Below are 16,269 nucleotides of genomic sequence, written 5' to 3' on the forward strand. Positions count from 1 at the left end.
AGACGTCGGTTTATGGTACGAAAAGAAAATTCTGGAAGAGATCCCTGCGATTCGAAGTAAGTCGTATCGATTTGAAGGAATGAAATTATCTACATCGTGCAGGATTCCGTTTTGTAATTAGAATCTGGATCTAAAGTAATAAATTGAATGCTCGGAGTAAAATGAATCTGAGATGAAAATTTTCATTTTCTTAAATCAAAACAATTCTTCTTTTTATGATCAGGCTTGTCCCTTCGCGGTAAGAAGGCTGATTAGTTCCCAGGACAGGGAGCGACTATACTTGTAGGAAAAAATTTTGATCGAATCAGATTCCAAAATTTCCTATTGGGGAAATACTGCCTTGCGTAAAAAAGCAGCGGTGTATGTATCTACTAGGATAATTTGCCAAGCCGGAATTCCGTAGTCTAAGACAGTTCGCAAGGACTGTAGCGATTGCTATACGATTGACATTTTTTCTCTGCTTTTTAGCGTATAGCAAAGGGAACGGTTTAAGATAACAGCCGTTCGGTATAAAATTGGGGAGAGCGTTGGGAATGGGAATGAATTTGAGAAAGGGCTCTCTTTTTAAAACCAAGAAATTTCAAGCAATCATCGCGGTGCTGCTGGTATTTGCAAGCGCAGCCTCTGCGGCTTATTCGTTAAAGGAAATACCTGATTCTATTGGCCCGGATGGACGCAATATATCCAGGCAGTTTTTACAATTTCTAAAGATCGTTGCGATGAAAAATCAATATGATGGAAAAGCGATTCAGTTCCATAAGTATTTGGATCGTTCATTAGAAAGATTTGAACTAAAAAACTTATATAATTCGGAATATATGCACCGGGAAGGAAGTTCCCATTTTGTCACTTATAGGGGAAGGTATTCGAGCGAAGGATACAAGGTGAGTCTCGAAAATGTACGCTTTCACGATGTTCCAATCCCTCAATTCGGAGATTTTTCCGCTGAGTTTGCCTTAAAGCACAATGCGAATCCAAAATTCGGAGGAAATTCCTATTCTGGAAATTTGGATCTACTGACTCATATGGGTCCTTTCACACATAAGCACGGTTTGAATGTAATGGATTCAGGATTAAGATTTTTGAATGCAGAAAACGTGAAGAACATTTCTGCCCCCAATACAAGCATCTTTAAAAAGGTCAAGGACGCCGAATCAAGAAAAGTGCTCAACGATTTCGCACATTCATTTCCAGCGCTTGCAAAATATCTAAATTACTATTTTGGATTAGATTCACTTGTCAAAGTCAAAGCGGAAGGCAAAGGGGAAGGAATCACTGAATTCGTTTTTGACGGGAATGTAGAGCAGACTCTGATGGTGGACTATCCCGAGCTCGGAGATTATTTGGATGATATCAAATACTTGGGCTGGGTTAAAGCTAGAATCATGAATTCCCAAGGCAGAATCGTTTCCGAGTTCTACATCGAAACCAAGAAATCGGAAATCAAGTTTCGATTCTTCACAAAAGACGGCAAAATCATCCCATTCGATCTAAAAGGAAATTTTTATCCGGGTGAATCTTTTCATCTGAACGGTCTATCCGAGTACCCATTCGCAGTAAATGTATCTCTGGAAGCAAACGTTTACGGATTGGTCTTGGACAACGAGTTTATCCAACTCCAAGGTAAATTTTCTAATACAAGCAATTCCGGTGTTTTGAATCTGAAAGTTGCAAAGATCGATAAGTTCGACGTAAGCGGAGCTTTCGCGTATTTGGCGCCTAGCTGGGCGATCAACCTATTCATACCGGGAAATCTTGAATCCATTATCCATGAATTTACTGAAACAGTAGTGAATGCAAACGACGGTAAGGGAACTGTTGTAGTATTAAGATGGGACAGAGATTCGAGTAAAACGATTATGAAAACTCACGTGGAAACCGAATTTCTGGATAATTTCTTTATCCGTTTCGGCCTAAAGATTTGGAACCATCGGGTTTTGCCAAATGAAGATGCTCGCGATGATATTCGGAAAGTTTTTACAAAAACTATGGACTTACTGCTTTTATCTATTTAAATAAATTGCATTTCCTTTTCTAGAATATTAGTATCCTGTACTGAAACCGGCTTAGTCTAATTAGGCGTTGGCGGTTGAATCAAAAGAGCATATGATCTATTTGTTGCATACGGATATTACTACGCTGAAAGTCGGAGTCATTGTGAACGCGGCTAATTCTTCCTTGCTTGGGGGAGGAGGGGTCGACGGTGCAATTCATAGAGCCGGCGGACTAAGTATTTTAGACGAGTGCAGAAATATCCGAGCAGAGCGCTATCCGGAAGGACTTCCTACAGGTCAGGCTGTATATACAAAGGCGGGCAGGCTTCCGTCAAATTTCGTAATTCATACAGTCGGGCCCATTTGGTCCGGAGGAGATGCCGGAGAGCAAGAGTATCTTAAATCGTGCTACGAAAATTGTATGAAAATCGGGGAAGATCTTTCACAGGAATCGATAGCGTTTCCGAATATCAGCACCGGAGTGTACGGATATCCGAAAGATCAGGCGGCTCTAATTGCGATTCGGGCTGTCACTCAGTTTCCAGTAAAATCGATCGAGCATATTATATTTGTGTGCTATGATTCAGAAAATTATTCCTTGTACGACAGGATCCTCCAAAAAATGCATCTCCCTTTCGAAAAAGAAGCTCCTAAAGAGGAATATTTTTCTTAATAAAATTATAAAATTAGAATAGTACGAATTTGTAATTTTCTAAAGCAGGGGGCTTTGTAGGAGCTCCTACAGGATTAGGCGAGAAGTTTCAGCTTGACAGAATGGGCATTTTCTGGTATAGCCCGCACCGGGGTCCCACTGGCCCACCTCCCCTCCCAAAGTCAGGGCGGGGGCCCGCCTGGCCGCGTCCCGGAATTTTAATTCCGGGCTACACTGGATCACCAAAGGCATCTCTGAGTTCTGCCAATAATTTCAAGAGCTGGTCGGTTTTTTCTTTCCCTAACTTTCCCAGAATGGGAGCAAAATGTTCCCTCAATAATCTAGGCAATATTGATTCCAGTTTTTTCCCTTTGCTAGTGAGAAGAATGATCGTCGCCCTGTTGTCTTCGTGGCTTCTGGTTTTTTTTACGAGTCCGTTTTTCTCCATCCTTTGGATCATTCTAGACGCAGTCGGAGCGTCCTGCAAAGTTACCGAGATGATCTCTTGTTGAGTGACTCCCCCCATTTTCCAGAGAGTCGCTAGAGCCTGCCACTGTTCCGGAGTCATGTCGTATTCCTGAAGTGCTCTCAGTAGTTCCCTTCGGAATAGAATTGCTGTCCTATGAATATTAAAGCCCAGCTGATTTTTGACATCGAACTTTCCGTCTGCACTTTCAACCATATATAGCGTATTCAAAAATATTTAAGAAAGTCTTCAACTCATTCTGTGCTGTCCTGTATGCAATATTTTGCATATTGGCTCGTGCAGAGATTCGCCTAAAAAACAAAGCCTCCCTTTTGAGGAGGCTTTGGATTCCTATCGATAAACCAGGATTTGGCGGGCTGATCGATTTAGTTCGGAGGTTGCATACTTCCGTCGGGGCAGGCTTGAGTCATGTCTTTAAGCGATGCTGCATAAGCCTGATCAGAAGTGGCATGCCCTAGTGCATTATTGATGACGCTTTTATTGAAATTGGAAGCAGAGCAATCTTTGGATGAGAAAAGATGACCATGTTTTGTGCAAGTTTCGTAATCCGGAGCTGCAGCCAAATGGTTTCCGTCTCTATGATTCGCCAACCAGGTCGTAAAATCGACTCCTCCGGTGGATAAACTGTACATATCGTCGTTTGTGGTGATCGTATGCACATCTCCCGGAGCAATGTAGATCTTGTAGTTCGAATCTATAATCGCTCCACCGCCTGAGATAGTAGCCAAGTCGGATAACATTTGTTTTGGCCAAAAGCAGTTTTGTCCAAAGGTCGGAATTGTAGGAGAACCATCCGCAACCGAACTCGCGTCGCTATCTCCAAACAAAGTCGAGTAGGTTTTACTTGAGTCGTACGGATCAGTTGTCGCAGCATCTGTGTAAGCTGGCAAACCATCAATTATATTCATTACGTTCATAAAGAATCTTTGGTTTCCGTCGTACAAACTTGTGTACTGCGCAAATTGATCAGCAGTGTAAAATCTCGCTACTTTATCAAAAAAATCCACCAGGCTAGGTGTACCGGTCAAGTAGCCGGATGTGATATTGGTCACCCAGGTAGGAAGGTTTTGATCCGCACCCCAGAGATTTTTCACCACGTTCGAATAAAAAATAGTCTGCACTACTCCTTGCGAAGCATCTGAGAGCATATTCACTTTTACGCTTGCATTAATTCCGTGTACTGTTTCTCGAACATGAGGATAATTTAATATAGCTCCGTATCCTCCGGCGCTCTGGCCTGTGACAAACACATCCGTCAGACCAGTATAGTTATCCTGGATGTATTTCAAGACAGAGAGTACGTTTTCGTGTCCTCTGTGCTTGATTGTAGTAGGAGAATTTCCATTGGTTGGATCATTATAGACTGCGTCTGCCGATCCTATATGCAGGTCTCCCGTGCAATAGGGGATAAAGATCACATCATATGCTAGAAACGGATTCCGAGGAGCAGCGGAATTCATAATCCCTTTGAATGCAATATTCACGAAAATATCCGGAAGCTGATTCAGCATATTAAAATAGGTAGTCGTATTCTCTCCAAAGCAATTGTACTTTGACCAGCAAGCTCCTCCACCCATGAAGTTGATCAAAATCTTCTTATTATTGTCCGCTACCTTTTTGCGAAAGAAATAAAAGTCGGTATTTCCAGGCGCTCCTGAGCAAGTCGGAGTAAAGGATCGACCGGTATAAGCACCACCCGTATTCGGAATGGTGATTGTTCCGGGTGTGGGAACGATTTTTTCATAAGGAGAATATAATACTGCCGCCAGAAGTAGCAACTTGTCATCGTCCTTTTTTTCAGTCTTACAATTCGTGAAGGAAAGGACGCTCAACACCAGAGTTCCGAGTATAATGCTTTTGTAATTCATTGGATCCGACTTCCTATGATTGTGGTATTTTCAACTTACATCCTCTTAGAGAATGAGAGTGATTCTTCTTTCGCATAGGATTCGCTTCGATTCTAAGTATCGACTTGAATAAAGTCAATCGGTTCTTAGAGAAGGGACATTATATTAGAACAAATGTTACACGTAGAAGTTGATTCGAATTTTTACAAGAAGGTGCGAGTGTTCCTCCTTCATTCCAGTAAAGGAGCATTTAAACTACGCTCCGAGCTCTCTAATTCTTCTTAGAACTTGTTCTAGTTTGCACTTAGTCTCTTCTGCTTAGTTTTCGAGAGGGTAGATTAACTTACTTTTAAAACAATTTTACCACGTGTATGCAATCTAGAAATCTTTTCATGCGCCTTGGCTGCCTCGCTTAACGAAAATACTTCGGAGACATGAACTTTTAATTTCCCCTCGTCGATTAACTGAGCTAGTTCCGAAAGTTGTTTTACATTAGGTTCCACAAAAATGTACGCAGACTGCAGGTTTAGATTTGTCGCAGGAGTGTTCACCAAAATTGAAACGATAGATCCTCCAGGTCGAATGCAACCTAGCGATTCGGTAAAGGTTTCTCCTCCTACAAAATCCAAAACGATATCCACACCTTCCGGCTTTCTTTCAAGAAGCGCTTTCCGTATCGAACCCGCATTGTAGTCGATCCATTCCATTGCTCCTAAATTTTTCAGATATTCCTGGTTTCTTGCGCTAGAAACGGCGATCACGTGCGCACCTGCATTCACGGCAAGTTGTGTGGCCATAGAGCCTACTCCTCCGCTAGCACCCAGAATTAGAACTGTATCACCTTTTTTGCAAACAGTAGCTTGGAATAGACATTGGTAAGCAGTCAGCCCAGCTAAGGGAACTGTCGCGGCTTCCTCGTGAGTGATGGATTTTGGTTTCGGACAGAGATAAGATTCTGGTACGGAAATCATTTCCGCATACGCGCCTTTTTCAATCCAGGGTCTTCTACAATAGGAAAATACATCTTCTCCGACTTGGAATCGTTTGGCGGAAAACCCTCTATTTGTGATTGTTCCGGAAAATTCCCAACCTGGGATGATCGGTAATTGATTGTGCATTCTAGATTGAAGGCCACCCTCTCTTATTTTCCAATCTACGGGATTTACGCCTGCGGCTTTAATCTTGATCAGATATTCCCCTTCCCCCGGAATCGGATCAGGCATTTCAACCAGCTCCAGGTGATCCGGACCGCCGAATTTCCGAAATTGAATCGCTTTCATAGTAAGTACTTAGACACCAAGATTGTATTTGAGAATTGCAACGAACTTAAGATCCTGGGCATATCCCGAGAGTCAAATCTTCATAATGTAGGAAGAAGGAGAAAATTTGGAACCGATAGACGATTTGAACGAACTAGAGGGAAAAATTGTACCTTTAGATACGATTTTACCTCCCGAACTATTCGTAATTCCGATTAAATCGCGGCCCGTATTTCCCGGAATCATCACACCTTTAATCGTTCCTGGAGGAAAGTTTGCCCGTGCAGTAGAAGAATCACTAAAAGGGAATTCGTTTATCGGGCTCGTATTGTTAAAGGACGAAGAGCACGAAAAGAACACTGAAGAAAATGTCTATCAGTTCGGTGTAGTGGCAAAAATATTAAGAAAAGTCAATTTGCCAGACGACGCGGTCAACTTACTAATCAATACAGTTCGCAGATTCAAAGTAGAGTCCTTCTCCTCAGTCGATCCATTATTAATCGCTAAAGTAACTTATCCCGAAGAAGATGCAGGAGCTCCTAAGAACACGGTAAAGGCAATGATGAGGACGTTGCTAGTCATGACTCGAGAGCTCGCTCAAAACAATCCACTTTTTACTGAAGAGATGAAGCTCACGATGCTGAACGTAAACGAACCCGGAAAAATGGCGGATTTCGTTTGCAGTATCCTTAATCTAGAAAAGGAAGATTACCAGTCTGTAATCGAATCTATCAATCTGAAAGATAGAATTGAAAAAGTTTTACTCTTCTTAAGGAAAGAAATCGAACTAGTTAGTCTTCAGCGCGAAATCCAGGAACAAATTCAGGAGAAAATCGACAAACAACAAAGGCAGTTCTTTTTAAGAGAACAGCTAAAAGCAATTCAAACCGAGCTCGGGGTGAAAGAAGATAAGTACGAAAAGAAATACGAAAAGTTTTTAGAAAGACTTAAATCCATTCCCGCGGATCCGGAAGTGATAGAAGAGGTCGAGCGTGAATTGGATAAATTCATGTACACTGATCCGAATACTGCGGATTACAATGTAGTCAGAAACTACTTGGACATTCTGGAATCTTTACCTTGGGAAGCCGCGGTTACTCGCGAGATCGATTTGGACAAGGCTCGCAAGGTTCTAGACAGAGATCATTACAAACTTGATGACGTCAAGGAGCGGATCCTGGAATATCTTGCGGTAAAAAAATTAAAGCCCGAGGAGAAGGGATCTATTCTACTATTTGTAGGACCTCCTGGAGTTGGTAAAACTTCGATTGCTAAGTCCATTGCCGAGGCTCTTGGAAGAAAATTTTTCCGATTCTCCGTCGGCGGTATGAGAGACGAAGCGGAAATCAAAGGGCATAGACGGACATACATCGGTTCCATGCCGGGAAAAATCATCACTGCGCTTCGAATTACAAAGGAGAAGGATTCTGTAGTCTTGTTGGACGAGATCGATAAATTAGGAGTTGGTGTGCAAGGAGATCCTGCAGCAGCTCTATTAGAAGTACTTGATCCAGAGCAAAACAAGAATTTTCGAGACCATTACCTGGATCTTCCTTTCGATCTGTCTTCGGTGTTTTTTATCGCAACCGCCAATACGTTAGACAGCATTAGCCGCATTCTTTTGGATAGAATGGAAGTCATAAACTTATCCGGTTATATCACAGATGAGAAAGTGCAAATTTTTGCGAAGCACCTTTGGAAGAAGATCCTGGAAAAAAACGGAGTGGACAAGTTCGGTCTGCAAATGGATCGAAAGGCGATCATTACGCTGATAGACGGATACTCTAGAGAATCAGGAGTGCGAGGTCTGGAAAAACAGACCGACAGACTCGCGAGAAAGATTGCGATGAAAATCGTGCAGGGCGAAAAAGTAGCTCCTGCTATAAAGGCCGAAGAAATCGAAAAATATCTTGGAGTTCCCAAATACATCGACGATCGTATGACAAAACCGACAGTTCCCGGTACAGCCCTTGGATTGGCGTGGACTTCGGTTGGTGGTGCGACCCTTTTAGTAGAGGCAGTGTTCATTAAAGGAAAAGGTGGAATTGTACTCACTGGCATGATCGGAAAGTCGATGGAGGAATCTTCGAATATTGCACTGAGCTATATTAAGAATTTCTTAGGTTCCGAAGAGCTCTTTAACGACAAGACGATTCACCTACACGTTCCGGATGGAGCCACTCCCAAAGATGGTCCAAGTGCCGGGATTACGATGGCGACCGCGATACTTTCGTTAGCGTGGGGAAAGAGAATCAAACTTGGATTCGGTATGACAGGTGAGATTACTTTGACCGGAGAAGTGTTGGCAATCGGCGGAATTCGAGAGAAGATCGTAGCAGCAAAGCGGGCTGGAGTTCATAAAATAATTTTGCCAAAAGATAACCAACTTCACTTATCAGAAATTCCGGATTATGTGAAAAAGGGAATGCAGTTTTTTCCAGTTTCGAATTTCGCAGAAGTTGTGAATTTACTCTTTGATCCCAAGGATATTCAACTGTACTTAAAGCCTTCAAATTCTAAAATTCCGACTCTCAAGAAGCCCGAAGATTCAATGAGAGAAAGACAGATTGCGAGTTCAACATTGAAGGAGTCGGGACTTCTGGCCAGAAAGGGTTCAAAGATTAAGCCCGGAACCAAAATCAGCCCTAAGAAAAAAGCAGCTTCTAAAAAGAGCAAAAAAAGAAAGTAGAACTTTAAACGCTTCGCTATACGGAATTCTCTGGAGTCATTTCTATGAGGATTCCCTTGAAGGAATTCCTGCCCAAAAGAATTGCTTTTTAGATCTCCTTTCGAAAATTGTTCTTAGGAGCACTCATGGGCGTACCATTTATTGATATCAAGAGATTCGAACCTGGGCTATTGGAGGCTTGGGAAGAAAAGGTAAGGACTCTAAGCAGGAATGCGTCTTTTATCGGCGGAGAAGAGGTAGCAAACTTGGAAAAGGCGCTATCTGAAAAAACCGGAACTAAATATACAATCGCCTGCGCTAACGGAACGGATGCACTTCAACTCGCGCTGCGTGCTTTAGGAGTGGGAAAGGGGGATTCTGTTCTTCTTCCGGATTCTACGTTCTGGGCGACATTCGAATCTGTCGTGAATGTGGGAGCGGACCCGATTACGGTCGATACCAATCCGGACGACTTGCAGATGGACTTCGAAGCGTTTAAAAAAGCTTTGGAACAGACGAAGCCAAAGGCCGCAATTATCGTCCATCTATACGGATGGGGGAGCGCGAGGCTAGATGAATTCCGCGCATTATGTAAATCTAAAGGAGTTCCTCTGTTAGAGGATGGAGCTCAGTGCTTCGGTGTTAAATACAAAGGCAAGCCGATCTACCAAGATGCATTGATCAGTACAACTTCTTTTTATCCTGCAAAAGTTTTAGGCGCTGCGGGCGATGGTGGCGCTGTATTTACAAATGATGAAGAATTAGCCGGAAAGGTAAGAATGCTCGGTAACCATGGCCGCACTTCGCATTACGGTCACGGCGATGTAGGCTGGAATTCTAGAATGGATACTCTGCAGGCCGCATTCTTAAACATCAATCTTCCTCACCTCGATGCAAGAATCGGGTCCAGAAGAAAAGCAGTGGAAAAATATTACAAGGTTCTGCCTGAACTTAAGGTAAATGTAATACACCCTCCTAAGGATTACGAGGAAAACGGATATTGCAATGTCACTCTCTTTGATCCGGCAGTACGCACAAAGATCCAAGACTTGCTCAAATCAAAAGGCATAGGATTCGGAAATATTTATCCAGGCGCGATGAGCGATCAGCCTGGGGCAAAAGCTTATATAAAAGGAAAATTTGGCAAAGATCATCGGACCGCTTTGATTTGTTCGTCTGTCTTGAATTTTCCATTATTTCCGTATATGCAAGAAAACGAATTGGACGAAGTCTTTTCCGCGATTCGCGAGTTTAACAAACAGTAAGTAGGATTTTCCTGGCTAAGGTGTAGCGAAGGATAATTTCATGATTAGAATCATGCTAGTCGATGACCATCCGGCTCTTCGATTGGGCTTAAGAATTGCGTTAGAAGGGACTGGCATCGAAGTAAGTGCAGAAGCTGATTCCGGCATGGACTTGCTTCAAAAGCTAAAAGCCGGAAACGAATACGATATCATCTTGCTTGATATCGATTTACCTCGTACGGACGGAATATCTATCCTGAAGGAAGTCCTTTCGCAATTTCCGACTCAAAGAGTCGTTATGTTTAGTCATCACAAAGACAAAGCTTATGTGGAGCTTGCTTTGGAAAATCATGCGAAAGGGTTTTTTTCAAAGGAAGACACCGTAGAAACCATCGCAGTACTTTTGAAAAATATAATGCAGGGAAGCACGGTTTTGTCTCCCGTCATTCAATCATCTGTGATTCGTCAGGGTCAAATATTGTCCCCGAAAGAATTGTTAACGGACCGAGAGATTGAAGTGCTTAGGATGTTGGCGAACGGCTTCAAGCATAAGGAAATCGCTGAACAACTCAATATCGCTCTTAGAACCGTAGACTTCCATCGTCAGAATATCAAAGAAAAGTTAGATGCAGAAAGCCTCGCGGATTTGGTCCGCATCGCAGACAAATATCGATTGTAGCGAGTCGCATTTCTGCATCTTCCGTTGAATCTAACTTGTAGCTAGTTTGCCGATTCTCGATATCGTTTAGCAAGCGGGCTCCGCGGCTTTAGCATTAATCTTTCGTTCGCGAGAGCTCTCAATTGGCTTTGCTTTCCTCCAAGTGAGGCTGCCGCAAGCATTGTTAGATCGATTAGATCTCGCTGAGCATGACTGCCTCCGAAGCGATGCGCGATATTGCGAACAGGTCTTAGAAATTCTAGTGCGATCTGATATTTGCCCTCTTGAAAAGCCAGGAATCCTTGGCTGAGCGGTATGCTCACTTCTCGAGTCATGATTCCATTATCAGTTTGCTCATTCGCGGTAATGAACATGGTAGAAAGCAATTGATTCGCTTCGGTTTTGCGACCTGCTCCTAACAATGCCATCATTGCATGCGCGTCGTTAAACGAATAGAATCTATCTTCGATCAGCGGTTGCCATTGGTCTGCGATCGCTTGCCATCTATCGCCGACATCGATTCCTCTACAGTGCAATCTCCACAACATCGCAGAAGCATCTACCATATCGAGAACCATATTCGACTGACCACCTCGAATCGGACCGTCATACAATTCCAGGACACTTTCGGTCTTTTCCGATTCCAATAAAAAGAGAGCGAGGTGCCACCAGTTGTGTACTGCAAAGAAAGATTCAGGTGCCCATTTAGATTGTCCGCTTGTAAGCCAGATTGCGCCATCCTCGTAGCGTCCTTGCATTTCCATCACATGTGCGACTGCGTGATGTGCCCAACCATCGCGGGCTTCTAATCCAACAGCTTCCCGACCTACGGCTTCCGCTCTTCCGTAATCACCGTTCTCCTCCAGACCGAAAGCGTACATTCCAAGCAAGGCATGATAGCCGGGCATATCTGCTCGCCATTCCGGTAATACCCTTGCAATTCTATCTCTCAGGCTTCGGCTATCTCCGCGATAAAAATCAAGTAAATGAGAGATTTGCAAGGCCAAGATATCATGCGGATCTCTGATCAAGATATCTTCCAAAAGTTCGGTGGCGTGACGGAACGCGCCCCCAAGTAGACTAGTGACAACGGCGGAATGCATTTGTTCTCTTTCATTCAAATGCAAATTTCCTAATGCAGAGGCGCACTCGGTTGCTGCAGGTATCGCACTTCGCTCCATACCGCTCAATAACAGATAAGCTTTTAATACATAACCCATGGCGAACTCGGGGCTTTCGACTAACGCCTGATTTGTGGTCCCGACCGGATCGCCAATATAACAATTTAATTGACAAATAGCTGTTTCGTAGTGATCGATCGATTTCGAATTTGCTCCAGTGAGAGGTGCACCTCTAAGGTCTTTTGTGTTGGGGATAGTTTTCAGAGTCATTGGGAAGAATCTATTCTCTTAAATACGGAAGGGCAACAGGTGAACCAACAGGCAAAACCCATGGTTTTACGCAGGTTGTGGTTCGGAGAAATTAATGATTTTGCTATCAAAAAAACCTCGGTGAATTTACCAATCGAACCCATTGAATTTAAGAGATCCTTTAAGAAATTTGGATTTGTGAGTTTACGCTTTGATTCAGATTTTTCGTCGTTTCGAAATTGAGATCGTTGTTTCATTTGTCGCTTAAGCTGGAATCGTTATCTCGAAACGAGTTCCTCCTCCTTGACTAGAGGAGCATTCCAATTTACCTTGGTGACCCTCTACAATACTTTTGGTGATTCGTAAACCAAGACCATGACCTTCAATGCCCTGTCTCAGATTCACATCCTGCCAATCTGCGGGAAATCCGGGACCATTATCGCTTACCACAAAAACCAGAGCGTCTTTCTCTTTTCGAAAGCTAAGTTGGACGGTTCCACCCTTTTCCATTGCAGACAATGAATTGTAGATTAGGTTTTTTAAGGCTCTTTCCAGAGAGGTTTCGTCTATGACTACGGTTTCATTTTCGTAAGGACAATCGATCGTGAAAGCATGTCCTGCTTTCTGTACTGCTGGAAGTAATGACTCTCTAATTTTAATTAGGAAATCTAAAATAGGAACTTCCTTTTTTTTGATAGAGTAGGTTCCATTCACAAAATCTAAAATATCTGTGGTCTTGTTCCTGAGCGAATGCACTTGCTCTAGAATCGTCTCGGAGATCCATGCATTCTTTTTTGAATCGTTCGGATTCAACGCTTCACACAAATAACCGATTGTAGATAGATCATTTTTTAGATCGTGAATCATATAACAAGCGAACTTGCCTACTTCGATATGGCGATCTATACTGTAGCTCGTTCCCGAAACGCTTTGCGTGAAATGCAAAAGATTTTCGATGTTCTTTTCCAGACTGGTGGTGTGCTCCAAGAAAGCCAACGAAAGTGAAATAGCAAAGAATAGGAATGCGAATTTACTGATCTGCTCTTGAGGTTGGTGGAAAAAGTCGTTCAGAATATCATAAAAACAGAATGCAATCAAAACAAGGACTGCCGGCCCAATCAGGAAAGCGGTCTTTTCCTTTTCGAGCATTGCTTTAATATTCAAATAGATTGTATATAGTATGGCAGGTACTGCGAGAGCTTCCCAAATAGTTAAGGCAAGAAACATCCATTTCGGTTCAAGCAGGACTGCTCCAATTGCCAAGAAGGAACAAATCGCAAGTTGTATTTTTCCAGCGATATGAGTTCGAACCGAATACAAGTTTTCTAAAGAAAGAGTTAATAAAGGTGCAGTAAGAAAAAGTGTAGCGTATTCAATCTTGAGCCTGAGGATTACTTCCCCTCCGAAGATACTTTCTCTCAGATCCATTCGCATGAACCAATATACTGCTGCAAATAGCATGAAAAGTCCAAAGAGTAAATTATGTCGGTGGACCGGCCTCCTTACGTAGAGGAATATATAACAAAAAGCGATTAATAAGAATAGAGAGCAGAGGCTTACATCGATAAATTGTTCTGTAAAGTGCCAGCGATATAGATCGTCCGATTTTCCCACATATATGGGGCCTTTGATCTCCAAAGGGAAGTCTTCGGATTTGGAAAGTTCTATCCGGAAATTCTGGGGAATCTGGTCTGATTTGAAACTAGGTAAACTAGATAGGAAAAAACGGGCGTGTCCCGATTTGAATTCTTCTCCCACTTTTCCGATTAAGTTCCCATCCAAATAAAATGCTGCCCTTCCGCTAATTTTTCCTGAATAAATAGAAAGCGGTGCTCCACTTTGTAGGAGTGATTTCCATTCTTCGGAAACCGGAATAGAGAGAGTGATAGTAGGAAAGTCAGCATTCGGTTGAATCTGACCGGCCGGTATTTGGATTTTGCGACCAGAAAGGTCTGTAAATTCTCCATGGACCGAAACCAATGAGTCCGGAACTCTACAAGAAAAGAGCAGCAGACAGAGTACGATAGAATAAGTGATCCGCATTTTGCGAAGGATGGAACTAGGAAAAGTGCGAGCTAGCAAGTGGAACCTCAATTCTTGCTTTAGACTATTTGCTTCCTCATTACGTAAAGCATATCCATTCCTCTTAGGCTCCAAAGGAATGAAGCAGTTTTTTTGAGGTATAAAACTGCAGGATCAATAGGATTGGTTTTTGAATCAAATGAGAGAAATCGTTTTTCTTTTCCTCTGGATTCCTTTCTCTCTCAGCGCAGAGGTAATGGATAAAGAACCCGCTTTCAGCGAAGTTTGGCTTTGGGCACTCGCAATGTCTGCGCTTGCTTTCTTTGGAGCTCGGTACAAACCTTGGAGTCTTCTACTAATCCTACCAATTGCTGGAGCTTATTCCTATTCGTTATTGCTTGAGGTAACGGATCCTTTCGCTGGCCCTGCTATTTTAGCTGAAGCGGGCGTCTCTTATGTGCTCACCGCATGGATCTCTCCGATCCTAGTGTTAGGCGCAGCTTTCCTTGGTTTTTGGTTTCGCAAGTTGCATAAATCAGTCTAACGATTTACTGGTATTTCACAATAAATCCATCCTGTGTTCCCACAAGAGAAAGACCGTCTAAGTTGCCGGTAGTGAAACCAGAAATAAAAATATTTCCGAGATTATCGGAAGTAATCCCATATGAATTTGCTGTGCTCCCGGCGGCTCCGAGAAGCCGTACCCATTGTCTATCTCCGGACCCGTTGTATTTCGTTACAAATAGGTCAGTGGAACCTGTAAGTGATTCTCCTCCCAATTTTCCGTCTGTGTACCCGGTGGCATAGAGATAACCGAAAGGGTCTGAACAGAGTCCGAGTGTGTAAGTATTAGTGCTTACTGCTCCAAGTAATCTGGTCCAGTGTTTGTTGCCCAGTGAATCGTATTTTACGATTACCAAGTCTTGGTATCCAGTAACAGTTTCTCCATCCACAGAAGTTGAGGTATTACCAGAAACATAGACGAACCCGGATGGATCCGAAGCGATTCCGCGACCGCTAGCTGTTCCTGCTCCTAACAATCGAGTCCATTGTTTGACGCCCGAGCTATCGTACTTTACTACAAATAAATCAGATGATCCCTTCAGTGTTTGACCATCCAAATTTCCTGTAGTAAGTCCAGTAACATAAATATTTCCCTGTGTATCTGTGGCCGCTGCTGCGACAGTCGTATTGGCTCCCGCGACACCCAGCAATCGAGTCCACTTTCTATTTCCTAAGTTATCATACTTTATTAAGAAAAGATCAAGCGCTCCGGTATGAATCTGTCCGTCTATATCTCCGTTAGTCGATCCTGTCGCGTATATGTTTCCCATAGAATCCGAAGTAATCCCGTAGGAAACAGTTATACTGCCTGCGTATCCTAGTAACCGAGTCCATTGCTTGTTTCCAGAAGTGTCATACTTTGTCACGAACAGATCTTGGTTTCCTGTTAGAGTTTGTCCGTCTAGATTGCCGGTTACCGATCCAGCAGAGTAAAGATTTCCTTGGCTGTCTTGGGTAATTGAGTTCGGAGAAGTTTGAACGCCTGAAGCTCCGAGTAATCGAGTCCACACTTTGTTGCCGATGCTGTCATATTTGGTGATTAATAAGTCCTGTGACCCTGAAAGTGTAATTCCATCTAGATTACCATTCGTAAAACCGGTCGTGTATGTATTTCCGGATAGGTCTGCCTTGATCCCCACTGCCGCGGTAATACCTCCAGATACTCCGAACAATTTGTCCCACTGTTTGTTGCCTAGGTTGCCAGGAGGTTGAAGAGTTAGCAAAAGATTTGAGGCGGAGCAGGATGCATCCATAGAATTGCATTGAAACGGAACGCACTGAATAGAGTTGTAGGAAAGTAGAACAACTAAATTCAAACGGAATAGCAGTGAAGAGTTCGCGAGCATGAGCTTCCAGGAAAAAAAATGATATGCCCTGGTCCAGTAGTATTCAAAATTTATAATGAAAAGCTCGTTTCAAAAGAATATCGTTGGATATAAAAGTAAATAGCCTCATTGCTGTTATTCGCGACGCTGTGAAACGTAATGTCCCAATTCCGATGCAA

12 protein-coding genes and 1 pseudogene are annotated in these 16,269 nt (G+C 43.0%); 6 read left to right on the forward strand and 7 right to left on the reverse strand.

The features are described 5' to 3' along the window. The first annotated feature begins 539 nt into the window (after positions 1-539). Complete coding sequence (locus CH373_RS15700) at positions 540-2,015, forward strand: hypothetical protein (RefSeq protein WP_243393438.1); 1,476 nt, start codon at positions 540-542, stop codon at positions 2,013-2,015. Positions 2,016-2,106: 91 nt separating this feature from the next. Next, the gene (locus tag CH373_RS15705; RefSeq protein ID WP_100714712.1) at positions 2,107-2,667 is read left to right on the forward strand and encodes an O-acetyl-ADP-ribose deacetylase; all 561 of its coding nucleotides are present in this window, start codon (positions 2,107-2,109) and stop codon (positions 2,665-2,667) included. A gap of 208 nt (positions 2,668-2,875) precedes the next feature. Here CH373_RS15705 and CH373_RS15710 read toward each other — a convergent pair whose 3' ends face one another. From CH373_RS15710 to CH373_RS15720, 3 genes are all read right to left on the reverse strand, one after another. Next, positions 2,876-3,328, reverse strand: a complete 453-nt coding sequence (locus CH373_RS15710; protein WP_100714713.1) for a MarR family winged helix-turn-helix transcriptional regulator — start codon at positions 3,326-3,328, stop codon at positions 2,876-2,878. A 170-nt stretch (positions 3,329-3,498) separates the two neighbouring features. After that, positions 3,499-5,001: a pectin acetylesterase-family hydrolase gene (locus CH373_RS15715; RefSeq protein ID WP_100714714.1), complete on the reverse strand. Its 1,503-nt coding sequence runs from the start codon at positions 4,999-5,001 to the stop codon at positions 3,499-3,501. A gap of 317 nt (positions 5,002-5,318) precedes the next feature. After that, positions 5,319-6,260 carry an NADP-dependent oxidoreductase gene (locus CH373_RS15720; protein ID WP_100714715.1) on the reverse strand — a complete coding sequence of 314 codons (942 nt, stop codon included), beginning with the start codon at positions 6,258-6,260 and terminating at the stop codon, positions 5,319-5,321. A gap of 106 nt (positions 6,261-6,366) precedes the next feature. Between CH373_RS15720 and lon the strand changes: the two genes are divergently transcribed. The 3 genes from lon (at position 6,367) to CH373_RS15735 (ending at position 10,830) form a co-directional block, all read left to right on the forward strand. Next, positions 6,367-8,928 carry an endopeptidase La gene (gene lon / locus CH373_RS15725; protein WP_100714716.1) on the forward strand — a complete coding sequence of 854 codons (2,562 nt, stop codon included), beginning with the start codon at positions 6,367-6,369 and terminating at the stop codon, positions 8,926-8,928. Positions 8,929-9,053: 125 nt separating this feature from the next. Then, positions 9,054-10,172: a DegT/DnrJ/EryC1/StrS family aminotransferase gene (locus CH373_RS15730; protein ID WP_100714717.1), complete on the forward strand. Its 1,119-nt coding sequence runs from the start codon at positions 9,054-9,056 to the stop codon at positions 10,170-10,172. Between the two features lie 40 nt (positions 10,173-10,212). Next, a complete protein-coding gene (locus tag CH373_RS15735) occupies positions 10,213-10,830 on the forward strand; it encodes a response regulator transcription factor (RefSeq protein ID WP_100714718.1) in 618 nt (205 codons plus the stop codon). A gap of 41 nt (positions 10,831-10,871) precedes the next feature. On the opposite strand, the gene CH373_RS15740 is transcribed toward CH373_RS15735, so the two are convergent. Beyond that, positions 10,872-12,200, reverse strand: a complete 1,329-nt coding sequence (locus CH373_RS15740) for a tetratricopeptide repeat protein (protein ID WP_100714719.1) — start codon at positions 12,198-12,200, stop codon at positions 10,872-10,874. A gap of 243 nt (positions 12,201-12,443) precedes the next feature. Next, a complete protein-coding gene (locus tag CH373_RS15750) occupies positions 12,444-14,222 on the reverse strand; it encodes a sensor histidine kinase (protein WP_125170028.1) in 1,779 nt (592 codons plus the stop codon). Positions 14,223-14,391: 169 nt separating this feature from the next. Between CH373_RS15750 and CH373_RS15755 the strand changes: the two genes are divergently transcribed. Next, on the forward strand, positions 14,392-14,745 hold the full coding sequence (locus CH373_RS15755; protein WP_207763707.1) for a hypothetical protein: 354 nt from the start codon (positions 14,392-14,394) through the stop codon (positions 14,743-14,745). A 4-nt stretch (positions 14,746-14,749) separates the two neighbouring features. Here the strand turns inward: CH373_RS15755 and CH373_RS18985 are convergent, their stop codons facing one another. Together CH373_RS18985 and CH373_RS18990 are read right to left on the reverse strand one after the other, a co-directional pair. Further along, positions 14,750-15,154, reverse strand: a complete 405-nt coding sequence (locus tag CH373_RS18985; RefSeq protein WP_476737883.1) for an SBBP repeat-containing protein — start codon at positions 15,152-15,154, stop codon at positions 14,750-14,752. 18 nt (positions 15,155-15,172) lie between these two features. Then, positions 15,173-15,865 (reverse strand): annotated as a pseudogene (locus tag CH373_RS18990) (SBBP repeat-containing protein); the annotation flags it as partial. Positions 15,866-16,269 lie beyond the last annotated feature (404 nt).

The organism is Leptospira perolatii (assembly GCF_002811875.1).
Classification (GTDB): Bacteria; Spirochaetota; Leptospiria; order Leptospirales; family Leptospiraceae; genus Leptospira_B; species Leptospira_B perolatii.